Raw genomic sequence first — 17,634 nt, forward strand, 5'->3', positions numbered from 1 at the left:
GATCATTTGCCGATCGTGCAAGCGGACTTCTCATATGGAAGAAAGGCATCGGCTGCCGGCACGGTCGAGACGAGCGTGAAGAAATCGTCTTTCTCGCCCACCTCGGCCGGGGCTTTGACCTGAAGCGCATACATGTCGTGCACCAGGCGGCCGTTGGGATAGAGCGTCGCATTCTTCACGAAGAAATCCTCGATCTTCATGCTGCGCATCTGTTCCAGCACCTTTTTCGGATCATCAGTGCCTGCGGCTTCAACCGCCTTGAGGTAGTTCGACACCGCCGAATAGGCGCCTGCGGCGACCCAACCTGGTGCGTTACCCGTAACCTCCATCATCCGCCGCCCGAAGGCTTCGGACTCGGCATCCTTCTTCCAGAACCAGGGAGAAGCAAACCGGGCACCTTGCAGGGCCTCAACGCCGATAGCGCGCGCATCAGACTGGTGCAGAATGCCCAGGCCCACGACCATCCCCTGCGAGATCAGGCCGAATTCCTGAACCTGCTTGACCGCATTCACCAGATCGGGCCCGTTCGCGTTCAGGATCAGTGCCTTGGCGCCGGATGCCTGGGCTTGCAGCAGGAAAGCCGAAAAATCGGTGCTGTTCAGCGGCGCGCGCACCGCGCCCATCACCTTGCCGCCGCCCGCCTCGATCGCGGCAATTTCGGTCGCCTCCTGCACCTTGCCGGCCTCGTAGTCCGGCGACAGGATGAAAAAGCTGTCCACGCCTTCGGCCAGCAACGCCTTCACAGGGCTGGTGAAGGTGGAATAGGCGTCATATGCCCAGGCGATAACATTGCCGTTGCAGTCGGCTTCGGTAAACTTGTCGGTCAAGGGCGAGACGAACAGGCCGATCCTGCCCTTTTCGCCGATCAGCGTGTTGACCCCCAGCGCGATGGCCGAATTGGCCATGTCGGCGATGACGTCGACATCATCCTGTTCCAGCCATTGCCGCGCGATACCCAAGCCGACTTCGGGCTTGTTCTGGTGGTCAGCAGAGACCAGCTCGATCGGCTTGCCAAGCGCCTGACCGCCATGGTCGGCAATGGCCAGTTCCACCGCGCGCACCACCTCAGTGCCACCAAGGGCGGAGAAGGATGAGCTTTGGTCATTCAACACGCCAATCTTGACGGTGCCGTCCTGGGCATGGGCCAGGCCCGTGGTGGCAGTCAGCGCAAGCGCCGATACCAGAATACGTTTCATCTGAAGTCCTCCCTGTCGCGCGCCCGGATCTTGGCCGGGCCTGTTACGCCGCTTGCAAAGGTGGCAGTGTGCGGACCGCTGGCATCGTCTGAATGGACGATTGGCCGCGAACAGGCCCAGCGCGTCCGAAGGTCACAGTGTTAGTCCTATTGGACGATGTTTGCGCCGCAACCCGCTGCGACAGTGAACCTGAAACAATCGCCCGTCGACGCAGGAGCAAGCCGCCGACATGACAATGAAAGCCGTCATCTGCACGGAATTCGCGCCGCGCGCCCAGTTGCGCCTTGGCAATGTTCCAGTGCCGCGGCCCGGTCCCGGAGAGGTGCTGATTCGTGTCGCGGCCTGCGGCATCAACTTCTTTGACGGGCTGATGGTCGAGGGCAAATACCAGACCCGACCCGACCGCCCTTTCACCCCCGGATCCGAGGTCGCCGGCACGGTCGAGGCGGTCGGCCCCGGCGTCGAACTGGCCATCGGCACCCGCGTTCTGGCGTTCAACGGGCTGGGGGGCTATGCCGAACAGGCCACAGCGCAGGCCGAGCGCGTCTGCCCGATCCCCGACAGCATGAGCTTTGAACAGGCTGCGGGCTTCCTGATCACCTATGCCACCTCGCATCACGCGCTGAAGGACCGTGGCCAGCTTGCGCCAGGCGAAACGCTGCTGGTGCTGGGGGCGGCCGGGGGCGTGGGCCTGACGGCGGTAGAAATCGGCAAGCGGATGGGCGCGCGCGTGATCGCAGCGGCGTCCAGCGCGGAAAAGCTGGCGCTTTGCCGCGAGCATGGTGCCGATGAGGTCATCAACTATTCGACCGAGGATCTGCGCGCCCGGCTGAAGGATCTGACCGGCGGCGCGGGCGTGGACATGGTCTATGACCCCGTGGGCGGGGCGCTGACCGAAACCGCGCTGCGTTCGATGGCGACCAGCGGGCGGTATCTGGTGATCGGCTTCGCCGCAGGTGAAATTCCAAAGATCGCGCTGAATCTGCTGTTGCTGAAACAGACCGCGATGATCGGCGTGTTCTGGGGCGCCTTCGCGCGCGCCAATCCTGCCCGCCACGCGACGAACATGGCCGAACTGTTCGACTGGTTCGAACAGGGTCATCTGCGCCCGCATATCGGTGCCCGCTACCCACTGAACCGTTTTGCCAAGGCGCTGGACGTGGTGATGGACCGCACCGCCCAGGGCAAGATCGTGCTGACGATGACCAACTCTCTTTCCGAACAGGTGATTGCATGAGCGATATTCTGGAAACTTCCGTACAGCTGGAAAAGGTCGGTCAGATCCTTGTAGCAACGGTGGACAACCCGCCCGTCAACGCGCTGTCGCATGCCGTGCGCGCGGGCCTTGTCGCGGCGATCGACGCACTGGAAGCCGATGCGGAAGCCCAGGCGCTGGTGCTGATCTGCGCGGGCCGGACCTTCATTGCCGGGGCGGACATTCGCGAATTCAACCGCCCCGTGCTGGAACCGCGCCTTGCCGTGGTCATCGACCGGCTGGACAGCTGTTCCAAGCCGATCATCGCCGCGATGCATGGCACTGCCCTTGGCGGCGGGCTCGAGGTGGCGCTGGCCTGCAACCATCGCATCGCCCTGCCCGACACCCGCTTTGGCCTGCCCGAGGTGAAACTGGGCCTTTTGCCCGGCGCGGGCGGCATCACCCGCCTGCCGCGTCTGGTGGGCGTACCCGCCGCGCTGACGATGATCAGCGAGGGTAACCCGATCAACGCCGAAAAGGCCCTGCAGATCGGCCTGATCGACGAAGTGGCAAAGGACGACCTGCGTACCGATGCGATAGGCTTCGCCAGCCGGATCGCCGCCACGGGCGGGGCACCGCGCCGCACCTCGGACCTGCCGGCGCCGGTCGTGGACCAGCCCTATCTGGACGAGATGCGCACCACGCTGGCCCGCAAGTTCAAGGGCCTGACCGCGCCACAACGGGCAGTCGATTTGGTGCACATGGGCCTGACCACGCCCTTCAAGGAGGCCGCCGAAAAGGAATATGCCGCCTGCAAGGACCTGATCGCTTCGCCCCAGTCGCGCGCGCTGCGCCATCTGTTCGCCGCCGAACGCGCCGCGCTCAAGCTTGACGGCGTACCCGAGGGCACCGCACCCCGCCCCGTCCGCAAGGTTGCTGTGGCAGGCCCCGGCGTCATGGGTCGCGGCATCACCCTGTGCTTCCTGAACATCGGCACGCCCGTCGTTCTGATCGGCCGCGCGCAGGCCGATCTGGACAAGGCCCGCCACCTGATCGGCAAGGCACTGGCCGATCAGGTCACCAAGGGCCGCATCGGCCAGGACGAGGCCGACCGCCGCCTTGCCCTGCTGACCCTGCAAACCGGCTACGACGACCTTGACGGCGTGGACCTTGCGATCGAGGCTGTGACCGAGGATCTGGAGATCAAGAAAGACGTCTTCGTCCGTCTGGATGACGCGCTGCATGACCGCGCGATTCTGGCCACCAACACCTCGTTTCTGGATATCGCCGCGCTGGCCGCGGTGGTCCGGCGGCCCGAAAACGTCTGCGGGATGCATTTCTTCAACCCCGCCAACGTGATGAAGCTGCTGGAAAACGTCCACACGGCGCAGACCGCGCCCGATGTTCTGGCCACGATCACCGCGATCGGACGCAAATTGGGCAAGATGCCGGTGATGGTGGGCCGCTCGGAAGGGTTCGTTGCCAACCGGATGCTGTCCAAGCGCAGCCGCGAGGCGCAATTCCTGCTGGAAGATGGCGCCACCCCGCAACAGGTGGACAAGGTCCTGGCGGGCTTTGGTTTTCCGATCGGGCCCTTCGCTCTGGCCGATCTGGCGGGGATGGATGTGATGGCCGCCGCCCGGCGCGCCCGATTGGCCCGGATGACGCCGCGCGAACAGGCCTGCGACATTGTCGATCAGCTGTGCGCAGCCGGTCGTCTGGGGCAGAAATCCGGCGCGGGCTATTACAGCTATGGCGAAGACCGCAAGCCCCGGCCCGATCCGGCGGTGGAAGACATCCTGTCCGCGCATCGCGCCCGCACCAACCGCCCCCAGCGCGACATCCCGGACCAGGAGATCCTTGAACGCTGCCTGTTGGCCATGGTCAACGAGGCCGCCAAGATTCTGGACGAGGGCGCCGCCGCCCGGGCCAGCGATATCGACGTGATCTGGACCAGCGGCTTTGGTTGGCCGCGCCATCTGGGCGGGCCGATGTTCTGGGCCGACCAGATGGGCATCGCCCAGGTCAAGGCGGCGCTGGACCGCTACGCCGGCCTTGTCGGCGACGAATATTTCAAACCGGCCGCCCTGATCGAAAGACTGGCCGCCGAAGGCCGCGGCTTGCTTGACTGAAGCCGGACCCCAACCTGAAAGACGAAAGATATGCCTATGAACAAGGAAATGTCCCTCTCCTCGGTCGTTGCGGAACTGCGCGACGGCATGACTATCGGTGTCGGTGGCTGGGGACCGCGCCGCAAACCGATGGCCCTGATCCGCGAGATCCTGCGCTCGGACCTGAAGGATCTGACGATCGTGGCCTTTGGCGGCCCCGAGGTGGGAATGCTGGCCGCCGCCGGCAAGCTGCGCAAGGCGACCTACGGGTTCGTCTCAATGGATTTCATTCCGATCGAGCCCTATTTCCGCAAGGCCCGTCAGGAAGGCACGATCAAGGTTTGCGAACTGGACGAGGGCCTGCTGTATCTGGGCCTGCGCGCAGCGGGCAGCAACGTGCCCTTTGTGGCCACCCGTGTCGGGCTTGGGTCCTCGGTGATGACCAACAACCCCGAGTTCAAGACCATCACCTCGCCCTATCCCGACCAGGCCGAACTGCTGGCGATGCCCGCGATCAAGCTGGACGCGGCCCTGCTGCACGTCAGCCGCGCCGACCGGATGGGCAACACGCTGACCTTCGGGCCCGATCCGTTCTTTGACGAATTCTTCGCCCGCGCGGCGGATCGCGTCTATGTCACGACCGAGGAGCTGGTCGGCTCCATCGGTTCGGAAAACCCCGAGGACATGAAGGACAACCTCTTCGAACCCTGCCTGGTTTCGGGTGTGGTCGCGGCGCCCTTGGGCGCGCATCCAACCACCTCGCACCGCGCCTATGGCTGGGATGCAGCCCATCTCAAGGCCTATGCCGCCTCTGCCAACGAGGACGGCGGCTGGCAGACCTTCTTCGACAGGCACATCGCGGGCGACGAACAAAGCTATCTCGCCAGTGTCGGCGGCGCCGATCACGTTCGCAACCTGCCCATTCCCACATTCTGAACGGACCGGATATGACCCAAGCAAAAGATTTCACCCTGGCCGAACTGTTGATCGTCGCTGCGGCCGAGGCCTGGCGGGGCGATGGCGAATTGCTGGCCACCGGCATCGGCCCCTTGCCGCGCCTGGCCGCAGGCCTGGCCAAGCTGACCTGCACACCCGGCCTGCAACTGACCGATGGCGAGGCGCTGCTGACCGAAACGCCCGTTCCCTTGGGGCCGCGCGGCGATTTCCGCCCGCGCTACACCGGGCGGATGCACTATGCCCGGGTCTTCGACAGCGTCTGGTCGGGCCGCCGTCATGCGATGGTGACGCCGGTTCAGCTGGACCGCTGGGCGCAGGGCAACATCTCTGCCCTGGGGTCGGATTTCAACCGGCCCAAGGTGCAGATGCTGGGCGTACGGGGCTTTCCGGGCAATAGCGTATCGCACAAGAACTCGATGTTCCTGCCCAGCCACAACACCCGCGTCTTCGTGGAAGGCGAGGTCGATGTGGTGGCCAGCGTCGGCTTCAAGCCCGGCACCTGGCCACGCAACGCCCCGGCGGACTTTGTCCAGATCGGGCGGATCGTGACCAACCTGTGCGTGATGGACTTCAACGGCCCCGATCACGCGGCACAGGTGCTGAGCCTGCACCCGGGCGTCACCTTCGAGGAGGTGCAGGCCAACACCGGCTTCCCGCTGCTGCGCGCGCCGGGCATGGCGGAAACCACCGCCCCGACCGAAGAACAACTGGCCATCATCCGCCGTCTGGACCCGCGCGACATCCGCGCCAGCGTGCTGAAAGACAACCCGCCCGGCGTCCGCAAGGCCGCCTGACCCAAACCTGAACGGACGGACCGCCATGAACTTCGATCACAGCGACAAGACGAAAACCCTTCTGACCACGCTGAACGCGTTCATGGCGGATCACGTCTACCCCAACGAAAAGACCTATTACGAACAGGTTGCCGCCGATCGCTGGCGCACACCGCCGATCGTTGATGAGCTGAAAAAGAAGGCCCGCGCGCAGGGGCTGTGGAACCTGTTCCTGCCGGATTCGCACCACGGCGCAGGCCTGTCCAATGTCGAATATGCGCCGCTGTGCGAGGTGATGGGGCGGGTGCATTTCTCGCCCCAGATCTTCAACTGCGCCGCGCCCGACACCGGCAATATTGAAACCATCGAACGCTACGGCACCGAGGAACAAAAGGCCCGCTGGCTGCCGCCGATGTTGGACGGCACGATCCGTTCGGCCTTTGCGATGACCGAACCGGCGGTGGCCTCGTCGGATGCCACGAACATCCAGGCCTCGATCGTGCGCGATGGCGATGATTACGTCATCAACGGGCGCAAATGGTGGATTTCCGGCGTCGGCGACCCGGATTGCAAGCTGATGATCTTCATGGGCAAGACCGACCCCACCGCGCCCAAGCACAAGCAGCAATCCATGATCCTGGTGCCGACCGACACGCCCGGCATCACGGTGCTGCGCGCGATGACCGTGTTTGGCTATGACGACGCGCCCCACGGTCATATGGAGATCACTTTCGAAAACGTCCGCGTGCCCGCCAGCAATATCCTTCTGGGCGAGGGCAGGGGTTTCGAAATCGCGCAGGGACGCCTGGGGCCGGGCCGCATCCACCACTGCATGCGGCTGGTCGGGCTGGCGGAACGCTGCCTGGAAATGATGTGCCGGCGCGTCACCGCGCGCGTGGCCTTTGGCAAGCCGATCGCAGAACAGACCGTCACGCTGGAACGCATCGCGGAATCGCGGATCATGATCGACCAGGCGCGCCTGCTGACGCTGAAGGCCGCACATATGATGGACACCGTCGGCAACAAGGCCGCCCGGGCCGAGATCGCGATGATCAAGGTCGCCGCGCCGAACATGGCCTGCCGGGTCATCGACTGGGCGATCCAGGCGCATGGCGCGGCCGGCGTATCGCAGGATTTCCTGCTGGCGCATTACTACGCCCATGCCCGCAAGATCCGCTTTGCCGACGGCCCCGACGAGGTGCATCGCAACCAGATCGGGCGGCTGGAATTGAAGAAATACGCCGAGGCCTAGGATGGAGGCCGCGCATTTCATCGGCACCGAGCCGCTGCCCCCCGACAGCCCGATCGATGTGGCGCGGCTGCAGGTCTGGCTGCGCGCCCGCCTGCCCGATTGCGACGGCACGCTGACGCTGGACCGCTTTCGCGGCGGGCAATCCAACCCGACGCTGCTGTTGTCCTTCGACGGGCAGCGCCGGTTCGTATTGCGGCGCAAGCCCGACGGCGCGCTGCTGCCCTCGGCCCATGCGGTGGATCGGGAATACCGCGTGATCTCGGCGCTGCGCGGGTCGGGCGTTCCGGTCGCGGGGGCGCGGCTGTTGTGCGACGACCCCGGCCTTGTCGGCACGATGTTCTATGTGATGGACTACGTCGAGGGGCGCACCTTCTGGGAACCCTGGCTGCCGGACATGGACGGGGCCGAACGCGCCGCGATCTATGCCGAAATGAACCGCGTGATCGCCTGCCTGCATCAGGTGGATCACCACGCCGCCGGGCTGGCGGATTTCGGCAAGCCCGAGGATTACGTCGCCCGTCAGGTGGCGCGCTGGTCGCGGCAATACCGCGCCTCGGAAACGCGCGTGATCGCGGCGATGGACCGGCTGATCGCATGGCTGCCGCAAAACCTGCCGGCGCAGCGGCGCAGCGCGCTGATCCACGGCGATTTCCGGCTGGACAACATGATCTTCCACCCGACCGAGCCGCGCATCCTGGCGGTGGTCGATTGGGAACTGTCCACGATCGGTGACCCGATGGCCGATTTCGCCTATCACACGCTGACCTGGCATTTCCCGCAGGCGCCCTATCGCGGGCTGGCCGATCTGGACCTTGCCGCCCTTGGCATCCCCGATGCCACCGCCTACCGCGATGCCTATCTGGCCGCGACCGGACAACAGGCGGTCAGCGAGCGTGACTGGAACATCTATCTGGCGTTTTGTCTGTTCCGCGTGGCCGCGATCCGTCAGGGCGTGGCCAAGCGCGACCTGGACGGGAACGCCTCGAACCCCCATGCGCGGACCGCCGGTGCGCTGGCCGAACCCGTTGCCAATCTGGCCTGGGCGCATGCCGAACGGGCCATGTCTGCCTGACCCCTATCGAAAGGATGCCCGAATGACCCCGCTTTTCCCGCACTCTGGCATGGCGCTTGTCATCGGCGGCAGTGGCGGCGTCGGCGCCGAGATCTGCCGCGTACTGGCCCGTGACGGCTGCGATGTGGCGCTGACCTGGTTTGGCAACGAGGCCCGCGCCAATGCCGCCGCCGAGATGGTCCGTGCCGAAGGCCGCACCGCCAGCACCCACCAGATCAACATCGAAGACCCCGAGGCCGTCGCCGCGCTGATCGACACCGTCGCGGCCGGAGGTGGCATCCATACGCTGGTTTATGCCGCGGGGCCGCTGGTGCCGCTGATCCACCTCAGCCGGATCGAGCCCGCGCTGATGAAAAAGCACCTGATGCAGGATGCCTTCGGCTTCTTCAACGTCGTGCATTACGCCCTGCCCCACCTGCGCCAAACGCGCGGGTCGATCACCGCGATCCAAAGCGCGGCGCAGTTCCGCTATGCCCCCGCCGACGGACTTTCGGTGGTGCCCAAAGCCGCCGTTCACGCGGTGATGAAGGGCGTCGCCAAGGAAGAGGGACGCCATGGCGTGCGCGCCAATGGCGTGGCGCTTGGCATGATCGATGCAGGCCAGCAGCCCGAACTGATCCGGCTGGGCCATATCGACCAGAAATACATCGACACCGCAGCCGCCAATGTGCCGCTAAAGGTCTGGGGCAAGCCGATCGACGTGGCCGAGGCCGTCAGCTACCTTGCCTCATCGCGGGCGGGCTTTGTCACCGGGCAGGTGATCAACGTTGATGGCGGCTATCATGTCTGACCCGTGGTGAGCGCCTACGACCATGTCAGCATCGGTGCGGGGCCGGGCAAGCAGGACCGGCAAGAAGCGCAGGGGAAGATCACAATGACGGCAAACGACCGCGACATTCTGGGCCTGGAAGGCAAGGTCGCACTTATCACTGGCGGCGGCGCGGGCATCGGGCGGGCCACCGCGGACATGTTCGCCCGCGCGGGCATGAAACTGGTCATCGCGGAAATCGACCCCGCCCGCTGCGCCACGCTGCGTAACGCCTTCCCTGACCACCTGATCCTTGAGGCCGACGTGCGCCGCGCCGCGGATGCCGGGCGCATCGTCTCGGCCATCGCAGACCGGCACGGGCAGCTGGATGTGCTGATGAACAACGTGGGCGATTTCCTGCGGATCCAGAACTACTTTGTCGACACCACCGAAGAGGACTGGGACCAGTTGTATCAGGTCAACCTGCTGCACATGTTCCGCATGACCAAGGCCGCGCTGCCGCTGATGAAGGCCTCGGGCGCGGGCGGCAGCATCATCAACGTCTCGACGATCGAGGCGTTCCGCGGCATCCCGAAAACCGTGGTCTATTCGGCCTTCAAGGCGGCGATCACCGGATTTACGCAAAGCCTTGCGGTGGAACTGGGGCAGGACGGCATCCGCGTGAACGCGATCGCGCCGGAAACCACCGACACCGCCCAGATCACCGCCGACAGCCGCGTGCCGCCGTCGAACCGCGACTATGTCAGCCGCTGGTTCCCGATCGGCCGCTTTGGCAAGGGCCAGGATTCGGCGGGCGCGGCGCTGTATCTGGCGTCCGAGCGGCTGTCGGGCTGGACCACCGGCCACACGATCCTGGTGGATGGCGGCGCGCTGGCGGCGGGCGCCTGGATGCGCCTGCCCGATGGCAAGAACTGGACCCATCTGCCGATCATCGTGGCCGACGGCTACACCCCGACCTGAGGCAACCAGACGCCGCGCGGACCGTCGCGCGGCTGACGCCACCGGATCTGACCGGCAAAACCTTCAAACTTGGGAATCATCTTCATGGCCAGAAATGTTGTAATCGCAGCCGGTGTCCGCACGGCGATCGGTGACTTCGGTGGCGCACTGTCGGGTATGTCGCCCTGCGATCTCGGCGCGGCCGTCGCGCGGGAGGCAATCACGCGGGCCGGCATAGCGGCAAGCGAGGTTGACCAGACCATCTTCGGCAATGTGATCCACACCGCGCCCGAGGACATGTATGTAAGCCGGGTTGTCGCGATCCGGGCAGGTATCCCGGACACCTCACCCGCGTTGACGCTGAACCGGCTGTGTGGCTCTGGACTGCAGGCCGTCGTGACCGGCGCTGAGCAGATCGCACTGGGCAAGGCCAACGTGGTGTTGGCGGGGGGAACAGAAAACATGAGCCGGGCCGGGCATCTTCTGACCCAGGTACGGAATGGTCAGAAAATGGGGGATGTAGCCGCAATCGACATGATGGTCGGTGCATTGACCGACCCTTTCGGCAACGGGCATATGGGTGTTACCGCCGAGAACGTTGCTGACCGCTCAGGCATCAGCCGGCTTGCTCAGGATAGCTTTGCTGTCCGTTCCCACCACCGCGCCGCCGCGGCGATCGCACAAGGCCGGTTCAGGGATCAAATCCTGCCGATGACGGTCAGGGTTGGTCGTTCAGAGCGGGTGTTTGACACCGATGAACATGTTCGCCCGAATGTCACGATTGACGACCTTGCAAGGTTGCGGCCCGCTTTCATCAAGAATGGCGGCGTGACTGCCGGAAATGCATCTGGTCTGAACGATGGCGCCGCGGCGGTTCTTCTGATGGAGGAAGAACTGGCAGAAAAACGCGACCTTGCGCCACTGGCCCGGATCGTCGCGACAGGGCTTGGTGGGGTAGCACCCGATATGATGGGTATGGGCCCGGTTCCGGCAACGCGTCAAGCTCTGGCGCGCGCCGGGATCACGGTTGATGATCTGGACGTGATCGAATCCAATGAGGCTTTCGCAGCACAAGCCTGTGCGGTAAGCGCAGAGCTTGGATTTTCCGACGACAAGGTCAACCCGAATGGGGGCGCTGTCGCGCTTGGCCATCCCATCGGTGCGTCAGGTGCGATCATTCTGGTGAAGCTCTGCCATGAACTGCGGCGCATTGGCGGTCGCTACGGTTTGGCGACGATGTGTATCGGAGGCGGCCAGGGTATTGCCGTGGTGGTCGAAGCCATCAAAAGAAAATAGGGGTCATCCTCAATCTGTGTGGCAGAACCACCCTGAGATATGGCGATTTGGGGGGGCTGGTTTGTGGTTTCAAAGAAGGATTGGGCGCCGTCCGATAGGGTGCAGGTGGATGAGGTCATTCAAGCCGAGGCTGGCCCGTGGGTTGTGTCTTGCAGGCTGGCACCACCGGCACCTGTCCTAGCTGTGGTATGCGTTCCAGCCGGCGACATGGATATGGATAGAGACGTCGTCGGATCGAGGACTTTCTCGCACATGGCAAAGCTGTGTCGGTCGAACTCAGGGTTTGTCGATGGCGATGCTCCAATTCGAACTGTAGCCGGGATACCTTTTCTGATCACGAGTCTTCGGTCGCCGCCCCGTTTGCGCGCCGCACCTCACGACAGGCTCAGCGCCTAAGGCATATTGAACCGCGCCGGTTTTGTCGGAGGCTCCAACTCTTGAGTAGGATGGAGCATCATGAGCAAGACGACGAACAAGTTTTCCCCTGAAGTGCGTGAGCGGGCCGTGCGGATGGTTCTCGACAGCGAAGTCCAGCACGGCTCTCGCTGGCAGGCGATCACATCGATTGCAGCGAAGATCGGCTGTTCGGCGAACACGCTGAACGACCTGGGTCAAGAAGATGGAGGTCGACAGCAGCCGATCCGACGCGTCTTCGAAGAGAACTGGCGGGACTATGGCGTCCGCAAGGTCAGGCGGTAGCTTGCCCGGGAAGGGTTTGGTGTCGCCCGATGCACAGTCGCAAGGTTGATGAAGGATATGGGTATTCAAGGCATTATCCGGGGCAGGCCGCACAGGACGACGATCCCCGACAAGAAGCCGCCGTGTCCGCTGGACAAGGTGAACCGGCAATTTCGGGGGCCCGCACCTAACGTGCTCTGGGTTTCGGACCTCACCTGCGTCGCAACGTGGAAGAGGTTCGTCTATGTGACGTTCGTCATCGATGCCTATGCCCGAAAGTTCGTCGGCTGGCGCGTCAGCACCTCGGCTCACGCTGGGTTCGCAATCGATGCCTTGGAACAGGCGGGCATGATCGCCGCCCCGGGAAAGGAACGGGGCTGGCCCATCACAGCGATCGCAGCAGTCAGTATCTGTCCATCAAATACACCGAGCGCCTTGCCGAGGCCGGGATCGAGCCGTCGGTAGGCAGCGTCGGTGACAGCTACAACAACGACTTGGCCGAGACGATCAACGGGCTGTACAAGGCCGAGGTCATCCACCGCCGCGGTCCGTGGCGCAGCTTCGAAGCCGTCGGATACACGACGCTGGAATGGGTCGACTGGTTCAACAACCGCCGCCTGCTGGAGCCCATCGGAAACATCCCGCCGACAGAAGCCGAGGCCAACTTCTACGCGGCGCTGGAAACTGAAGACATGGCCGCGTAGCTAACGAAAATCAGCCTCCTGCAAACCCGGCGCGGTTCACTGCATCGCCAAGGACCGTCCGAAGCAGAGACGAAATCTGGACCTGTGGGCCGTCGGTGTTCTCGTAGCGGGTGATCAGAACCCGCACGAAGTTCAGGCCGCGTTCGAGAGCATGCAGTTTCATATGCAGTCAATAAACGACCGCTTTGTTGGAGTGGGCAGGGACGCTCGGATTGCACATTGGCAAACTTTGCCATACTCTTTCCGTGAAGGAGACTGCTATGGGTACCATGAATATCTCGCTACCGGACCCTATGAAATCTTGGGTCGAAGACCAGGCGAAGTCCGGCCGCTATGCCAATTCCAGCGACTACGTTCGCGATCTGATCCGCCGCGATCAGATACAGAAGGAGGCGATCATGGAAATCCAAGCCGCCGTCGATACGGGCCTCGCCAGTGGGCTGGCACGTCCGCTTGATCGTGAGGCCTTCAAGGCCCGAATGCGGGCTGGCCATGCCACAAAATAGCAGCTGGACCATCCGGCCTGCGGCTGAAGCCGATCTTGCGGACATCTGGATGGAAGGCTCAGCGAAATGGGGCTTAAGGCAAGCCGAGCACTATGCGGATAGCCTCTTTGCACTCTTTGATTTTCTCTCCGAGTATCCCGAGATGGCCCGGGAACGTGAAGAATTCACGCCGCCGGTGCATATTCATCCTATTGGATCGCATCTGGTGATCTATCTGCGGGAAGGGCAGGGGGTCGAAATCATCCGGATCCTTCATGCGCGTCAAAACCTGATGGCTTTTCTGAACGAGGTCTAAGAAATTAAAACCCTGCGGCCTTTGTGAGGTTGATCCTGAACCTGTCACGTCTGCGCTGGTAGCGGCGGGTCATTTCGGCGCTGGCGTGGCCGAGTTGCTTTTGGATATAGCGTTCGTCGACTTCAGCGCTGCTGGCGAGGCCCGCGCGCAGCGAGTGGCCTGAGAAAAGTGCGATGCGGGCTTTTTCGAAAAACTCAGGGCGCAGGCCCGCCTCGCGGACGCAGGATTTGATCAGCCGGGCCACATGCTTGTCGGAAAGCCGCTCTGCGGTGGCCTTCAGCCTGTTGCGAGAGACGGCAACGAAGATCGGTCCGAAGTCGATCTTGGCATAGTGCAGCCATTGGGACAGCGCATGAACGGGGCAGGATCGCCTCTTTCTGCGCCGGAGGGCGGGCGTGTTTGCGCCGAATGCCGGCCAAAACGCTGGCGATGTGCCGCCTTGCGTTCCAGCCGTTCGCCGCGCTGCGCATAGCCCCAGGACTGCCCGGAAAGCCGCCGTTCGATAGAGGACACCGACAGCGCCGCAACCGCCTGGTCCGGCGCTGTCAGGTCGGCGATGTAAAGACCAATCATCTGGGGCGACGGGGGCAAGGGGTTCGCCCCGCGCATCCAGCACCAGCGGGCAAAGTGGCCCCAGTCCTTGGCATAGGCTTTCAGCGTGTTTTCAGATGCGGCCGCCTGCGCATATCCGCGTGCCGTCTGCACCAACCGGTCCAGCGCATCAGGCCCGGCAAGATGCGACGGCAGGGTGGTAGCGTCGTCCAGCGGCGCTGCGCTCTCGTCCTGTTCGTTGTGTTCGGGGCGATCTGGCGGGGCTGAAGGCGATTTCTGCTGCGTTTTTCACATGGCCCCAAGCCTATACTCTTTGCCTCCGATAATAGTTTCATTATTGGAGCCAGGCGCGCACCCCAATAGGGGTTCCGCGCCTATAATCTCAGATTAATTCTATTTTGCTGCGCCCCCTGCAAAAGAGCAAGTGCAGCTGCGTCCCGAGACATTCCAGAAGCACGCATGCTTTCAGAGCGAAGAAAAAATCTTTGCACAAGAGCTTCAATATTTTCCCGGGACTCAAAGTGCCCGGGATCGTCTGATCCAAAAACCACTTTAGACTTGCTCGCATAAATTTCAACTTGTTGGTCTATGTTCAGTGCGCGAACGCTTTCCGGCAAACCCAGCGATACTTGGAAAACATTGCTCAATGAAGGTGATGCAATCACTGAATACCACTTCGATCGGGGCGTAACAGATTTTACCGCAATTTCTGAAATTTCTCGCTGCGCTGCCATCGCAAGTCGCATATTAATATCAACCTCACCTACAGCTATCTCAAACTGCCGACTCCTGTATTGATTTATGATTTCATCTGCGAAATCTAATAGCTGCGTACGTGGCGGCGAAATATCTCCGAAGCCAAAGGATTTTGATAGAGCAAAATACCTCTTGTCCGAAAGTTTGTTTGCAAAAGAAGCTCCATCCAGAGTTCCCTCTTTTAGAACTTTGCCGATGAAGAACTTATTATTAATATCCTCATCCAGGCCAAACGCACCCAATGCCACCTTGAGAAGTCTTCTATCAGAAACAAGTTTCTCAGGGGTAGAAACATACCGAATTTTGTCTCGGAAATATAACTCATCCCTGCGAGCAATGGATGAGTTAGAGAACGTCTCAATTTGTGAAGATTGTGTTCGTTTTAGAAATTTCCACCCTGCGAAACCGCCAGTTGGAATGACAGGACGGTAAATCATTCTTTAGCTGCGGCAAACAGTCGCTCCTCTCGGGGCAGCAGTGTGCGCAACGCCTTAAGGGCCTGATAGTGCTGATCTTCCAGAACTGCGGCTGTCGCATACGCAAGCTGAGACCTGCTGTCGTGATCGGTGAGCACCTGGCTTAATTGCTCTATGCCTCGCACGAGCTGCATCTTCGCGTCGGTCGGGTCGACATCCCCGGACAAAACAAGTTGGGCAATATAACACACACGACGCACAGGGGTGTTTACCTCGGCCGGATGAATTGCGTCTTTTAGCCGCAAGATATAAGCATTCGGCGTCATTATCGCGAGACGGGATCGCCGTTCCCCATTTTCGATAACAGCACCGTTAATCAAAACACGCTCTTTCGGCGCCAGCTTCAGGACAAGACCGGTCATGCATTATTTCCTTCTTGGCGTAGCCCCCGCATGACTGCAGTGTTGATCTCAATCAGGATGTCGACCGACACTTTTCCCGACAGGACCTGCCTGCTATGGTTTTGTGTGAACTCAGCGAGATAAAAAAGGCGAGCACGAAGCGGCGCGGGGAGCTTGTTTCCCGGATCTGCCACATCTGCCGCAAGCGCAGTCCACAAGCGACGATTTTCATAAATTGCGCGAGCAAGCGCCGAAAAGCCGAGTGGTCCAAGATCCTTGGCGGTTTGCAGCCTATGCGTAATGCGTGCGAAAATCTCGTATTCGGTACCGCGTGGGGTTCGGGTTGGAACGCCAGGGGCGGCATAGGCCGTTTTGGCCATGAGGGTTGCGTTCACGGGAAGTCCTTCCAGTGGCTGAATGCACTATTTTGCGGCTTTGCCGACAAAGGGGGCGCCCGATCGACGCCCCCCTCCAGAAGTCAGCGGAACAGGGACAGAATGTTCTGCGGCTGCTGGTTCGCGATGGAAAGCGACTGAATGCCAAGCTGCTGCTGCGTCTGCAGGGCCTGAAGACGCGCAGAAGCCTCTTCCATATCCGCGTCCACCAATGCACCGATGCCGGATTTGAGAGAGTCCGCCAGGCTCGAGATGAACTCGGCTTGTGCGCCAATTCGCGCTTCAGCCGAACCAAAGTCAGCCGCCGCCTTGATCGCGCCGTCGATCATGGTCTCAATGTCGGAAAGCTGTGCACCCAACGTCGTCTCATCTGTCACATCAATCGTGTCGAGCTTGGCAAGATCACCCGAACCCGCATTCTTGAATGACGCGGCAAACGATAGATCCGTGGTGCCATCATTGGTCAGCACCAGTTGGTCATTGGCGGCATCAAAATCAACGGAAATGCCTTCGACCCCCAAAGAGTCGATTGCCGTCTTCAAACCAGCGGCAATGGCGTCCGAAACATCGGTTTGCGCCAGATCATCGTCGGTCACGGTGTAGGTTGCGGTCTTGCCCCCGATCGTGACGTTCAACTTATCACCGGCAGCCAGGGTCACCGAATTGCCGTCAGAATCGGTACCGCTTGCGGCACCGTTGATTACGATGTTCGCAGTGCCACCTGCCGCATCAAGCGGGCCGGCGGCGCTATCTGCAGCGGTCGAGACGCCAGCAGATGTCGCAAAAACATCCTTCGCAATGTATCCACCCTGCGCGAAGTTGACACCAGCAACAGAGATTTTCGAAGCGGTCACATTCCCGGAGGAATCCCGGTTCAGCGAGGACAGAATGTCTGCGCTGGAGCTTCCGTCGACAAGATTAAGGCCGTTGAACTGGGCAGCACCCACCACCGATGCGATCTGATCCTTCAGGGCGGTGATATCCGTCTGGATCTTTTCACGATCGACGTTGTCTTCCTGGGCTGCGACGATCTTGCCCTTCATCTGCGTCAGCAGATCGGTGATCGTTTCCGACGCCTTGCGCGCCACGGCAACGGTCGATTCGCCCAGAGCAAGGCTGTCCGAGATGCCGGAAAAGCCCTTGACGTCCGATTCCATCACCTTTGAAATCGCCCAGACTGCGGCATTGTCCTTGGCCGAGCTGACCGATTTGCCGGTCGAGATTTCAGACTGCGTCTTGGCCAGCCCCGAGTTGATGCCCTTGAGAGTTTGCAGCGCAACCATCGCGCTCGTGTTCGTCAGAATGCTAGACATACCATGTCCTTTACGGAAGGGACGCTTTGCGCCCGGTTTGTGAAATCGCGCCTGCGGC

The 17,634-nt window shown here is 62.0% G+C and carries 17 protein-coding genes and 2 pseudogenes; 12 read left to right on the forward strand and 7 right to left on the reverse strand.

The genetic code is table 11. From position 1 onward, the window contains the following. Positions 1–2 precede the first annotated feature (2 nt). Positions 3–1,196 carry an ABC transporter substrate-binding protein gene (locus ACK8OU_RS13200; protein ID WP_410303883.1) on the reverse strand — a complete coding sequence of 398 codons (1,194 nt, stop codon included), beginning with the start codon at positions 1,194–1,196 and terminating at the stop codon, positions 3–5. A gap of 229 nt (positions 1,197–1,425) precedes the next feature. Here ACK8OU_RS13200 and ACK8OU_RS13205 point away from each other — a divergent pair, with 229 nt between their 5' ends. From ACK8OU_RS13205 to ACK8OU_RS13250, 10 genes and pseudogenes are all read left to right on the forward strand, one after another. Beyond that, positions 1,426–2,433, forward strand: a complete 1,008-nt coding sequence (locus tag ACK8OU_RS13205) for an NADPH:quinone oxidoreductase family protein (RefSeq protein WP_458524354.1) — start codon at positions 1,426–1,428, stop codon at positions 2,431–2,433. Next, positions 2,430–4,523: a 3-hydroxyacyl-CoA dehydrogenase NAD-binding domain-containing protein gene (locus ACK8OU_RS13210; RefSeq protein ID WP_410303884.1), complete on the forward strand. Its 2,094-nt coding sequence runs from the start codon at positions 2,430–2,432 to the stop codon at positions 4,521–4,523. The genes ACK8OU_RS13205 and ACK8OU_RS13210 overlap by 4 nt, the downstream gene beginning before the upstream one ends. A 30-nt stretch (positions 4,524–4,553) precedes the next feature. Next, the gene (locus ACK8OU_RS13215; RefSeq protein ID WP_410303885.1) at positions 4,554–5,438 is read left to right on the forward strand and encodes a CoA transferase subunit A; all 885 of its coding nucleotides are present in this window, start codon (positions 4,554–4,556) and stop codon (positions 5,436–5,438) included. An 11-nt stretch (positions 5,439–5,449) separates the two neighbouring features. Next, positions 5,450–6,253 carry a CoA-transferase subunit beta gene (locus tag ACK8OU_RS13220; RefSeq protein ID WP_410303886.1) on the forward strand — a complete coding sequence of 268 codons (804 nt, stop codon included), beginning with the start codon at positions 5,450–5,452 and terminating at the stop codon, positions 6,251–6,253. Positions 6,254–6,278: 25 nt separating this feature from the next. Continuing rightward, complete coding sequence (locus ACK8OU_RS13225) at positions 6,279–7,484, forward strand: acyl-CoA dehydrogenase family protein (protein WP_410303887.1); 1,206 nt, start codon at positions 6,279–6,281, stop codon at positions 7,482–7,484. A 1-nt stretch (position 7,485) separates the two neighbouring features. Further along, the gene (locus ACK8OU_RS13230) at positions 7,486–8,556 is read left to right on the forward strand and encodes a phosphotransferase family protein (protein WP_410303888.1); all 1,071 of its coding nucleotides are present in this window, start codon (positions 7,486–7,488) and stop codon (positions 8,554–8,556) included. 22 nt (positions 8,557–8,578) lie between these two features. Then, positions 8,579–9,346 (forward strand): SDR family NAD(P)-dependent oxidoreductase, encoded by a 768-nt coding sequence (locus tag ACK8OU_RS13235; protein ID WP_410303889.1) that lies wholly within the window; start codon positions 8,579–8,581, stop codon positions 9,344–9,346. Between the two features lie 6 nt (positions 9,347–9,352). Further along, positions 9,353–10,285, forward strand: coding sequence for an SDR family NAD(P)-dependent oxidoreductase (locus ACK8OU_RS13240; RefSeq protein ID WP_410303890.1), 933 nt, complete (start codon positions 9,353–9,355; stop codon positions 10,283–10,285). Positions 10,286–10,354: 69 nt separating this feature from the next. Beyond that, complete coding sequence (bktB, locus tag ACK8OU_RS13245; protein ID WP_458524355.1) at positions 10,355–11,560, forward strand: beta-ketothiolase BktB; 1,206 nt, start codon at positions 10,355–10,357, stop codon at positions 11,558–11,560. A 456-nt stretch (positions 11,561–12,016) separates the two neighbouring features. Then, positions 12,017–12,942 (forward strand): annotated as a pseudogene (locus ACK8OU_RS13250) (IS3 family transposase). Between the two features lie 10 nt (positions 12,943–12,952). Here ACK8OU_RS13250 and ACK8OU_RS13255 read toward each other — a convergent pair. Continuing rightward, positions 12,953–13,105: a hypothetical protein gene (locus tag ACK8OU_RS13255; RefSeq protein WP_410303891.1), complete on the reverse strand. Its 153-nt coding sequence runs from the start codon at positions 13,103–13,105 to the stop codon at positions 12,953–12,955. Positions 13,106–13,202: 97 nt separating this feature from the next. Between ACK8OU_RS13255 and ACK8OU_RS13260 the strand changes: the two genes are divergently transcribed. After that, entirely contained in the window at positions 13,203–13,448 is a 246-nt protein-coding gene (locus tag ACK8OU_RS13260) for a type II toxin-antitoxin system ParD family antitoxin (RefSeq protein WP_410303892.1), read from the forward strand. Next, the gene (locus ACK8OU_RS13265; RefSeq protein ID WP_410303893.1) at positions 13,435–13,743 is read left to right on the forward strand and encodes a type II toxin-antitoxin system RelE/ParE family toxin; all 309 of its coding nucleotides are present in this window, start codon (positions 13,435–13,437) and stop codon (positions 13,741–13,743) included. The genes ACK8OU_RS13260 and ACK8OU_RS13265 overlap by 14 nt, the downstream gene beginning before the upstream one ends. A gap of 4 nt (positions 13,744–13,747) precedes the next feature. On the opposite strand, the pseudogene ACK8OU_RS13270 reads toward ACK8OU_RS13265, so the two are convergent. From ACK8OU_RS13270 to ACK8OU_RS13290, 5 genes and pseudogenes are all read right to left on the reverse strand, one after another. After that, positions 13,748–14,508: pseudogene (locus ACK8OU_RS13270) on the reverse strand (tyrosine-type recombinase/integrase). 161 nt (positions 14,509–14,669) lie between these two features. Then, entirely contained in the window at positions 14,670–15,488 is an 819-nt protein-coding gene (locus ACK8OU_RS13275) for a DUF1217 domain-containing protein (protein ID WP_410303894.1), read from the reverse strand. Further along, on the reverse strand, positions 15,485–15,889 hold the full coding sequence (gene flbT, locus ACK8OU_RS13280) for a flagellar biosynthesis repressor FlbT (RefSeq protein ID WP_410303895.1): 405 nt from the start codon (positions 15,887–15,889) through the stop codon (positions 15,485–15,487). Before flbT ends, ACK8OU_RS13275 begins: the two co-directional genes overlap by 4 nt. Then, positions 15,886–16,248, reverse strand: a complete 363-nt coding sequence (gene flaF / locus ACK8OU_RS13285; RefSeq protein WP_410303896.1) for a flagellar biosynthesis regulator FlaF — start codon at positions 16,246–16,248, stop codon at positions 15,886–15,888. The genes flbT and flaF overlap by 4 nt, the downstream gene beginning before the upstream one ends. 98 nt (positions 16,249–16,346) lie before the next feature. Beyond that, the gene (locus ACK8OU_RS13290) at positions 16,347–17,576 is read right to left on the reverse strand and encodes a flagellin N-terminal helical domain-containing protein (protein WP_410303897.1); all 1,230 of its coding nucleotides are present in this window, start codon (positions 17,574–17,576) and stop codon (positions 16,347–16,349) included. Between the last annotated feature and the right edge of the window lie 58 nt (positions 17,577–17,634).

Origin of the sequence: Pontitalea aquivivens (assembly GCF_046507575.1) — a bacterium.
In the GTDB taxonomy this organism is placed as follows: Bacteria; Pseudomonadota; Alphaproteobacteria; order Rhodobacterales; family Rhodobacteraceae; genus Pontitalea; species Pontitalea aquivivens.

Bases quoted from the DNA above. Each gene is read 5' to 3' on its own strand.
- ACK8OU_RS13200 (WP_410303883.1), bottom strand. From the start codon at position 1,196: ATGAAACGTATTCTGGTATCGGCGCTTGCGCTGACTGCCACCACGGGC.
- ACK8OU_RS13205 (WP_458524354.1), top strand. From the start codon at position 1,426: ATGACAATGAAAGCCGTCATCTGCACGGAATTCGCGCCGCGCGCCCAG.
- ACK8OU_RS13210 (WP_410303884.1), top strand. From the start codon at position 2,430: ATGAGCGATATTCTGGAAACTTCCGTACAGCTGGAAAAGGTCGGTCAG.
- ACK8OU_RS13215 (WP_410303885.1), top strand. From the start codon at position 4,554: ATGCCTATGAACAAGGAAATGTCCCTCTCCTCGGTCGTTGCGGAACTG.
- ACK8OU_RS13220 (WP_410303886.1), top strand. From the start codon at position 5,450: ATGACCCAAGCAAAAGATTTCACCCTGGCCGAACTGTTGATCGTCGCT.
- ACK8OU_RS13225 (WP_410303887.1), top strand. From the start codon at position 6,279: ATGAACTTCGATCACAGCGACAAGACGAAAACCCTTCTGACCACGCTG.
- ACK8OU_RS13230 (WP_410303888.1), top strand. From the start codon at position 7,486: ATGGAGGCCGCGCATTTCATCGGCACCGAGCCGCTGCCCCCCGACAGC.
- ACK8OU_RS13235 (WP_410303889.1), top strand. From the start codon at position 8,579: ATGACCCCGCTTTTCCCGCACTCTGGCATGGCGCTTGTCATCGGCGGC.
- ACK8OU_RS13255 (WP_410303891.1), bottom strand. From the start codon at position 13,105: ATGAAACTGCATGCTCTCGAACGCGGCCTGAACTTCGTGCGGGTTCTG.
- ACK8OU_RS13260 (WP_410303892.1), top strand. From the start codon at position 13,203: ATGGGTACCATGAATATCTCGCTACCGGACCCTATGAAATCTTGGGTC.
- ACK8OU_RS13265 (WP_410303893.1), top strand. From the start codon at position 13,435: ATGCCACAAAATAGCAGCTGGACCATCCGGCCTGCGGCTGAAGCCGAT.
- ACK8OU_RS13275 (WP_410303894.1), bottom strand. From the start codon at position 15,488: ATGATTTACCGTCCTGTCATTCCAACTGGCGGTTTCGCAGGGTGGAAA.
- flbT (WP_410303895.1), bottom strand. From the start codon at position 15,889: ATGACCGGTCTTGTCCTGAAGCTGGCGCCGAAAGAGCGTGTTTTGATT.
- flaF (WP_410303896.1), bottom strand. From the start codon at position 16,248: ATGGCCAAAACGGCCTATGCCGCCCCTGGCGTTCCAACCCGAACCCCA.
- ACK8OU_RS13290 (WP_410303897.1), bottom strand. From the start codon at position 17,576: ATGTCTAGCATTCTGACGAACACGAGCGCGATGGTTGCGCTGCAAACT.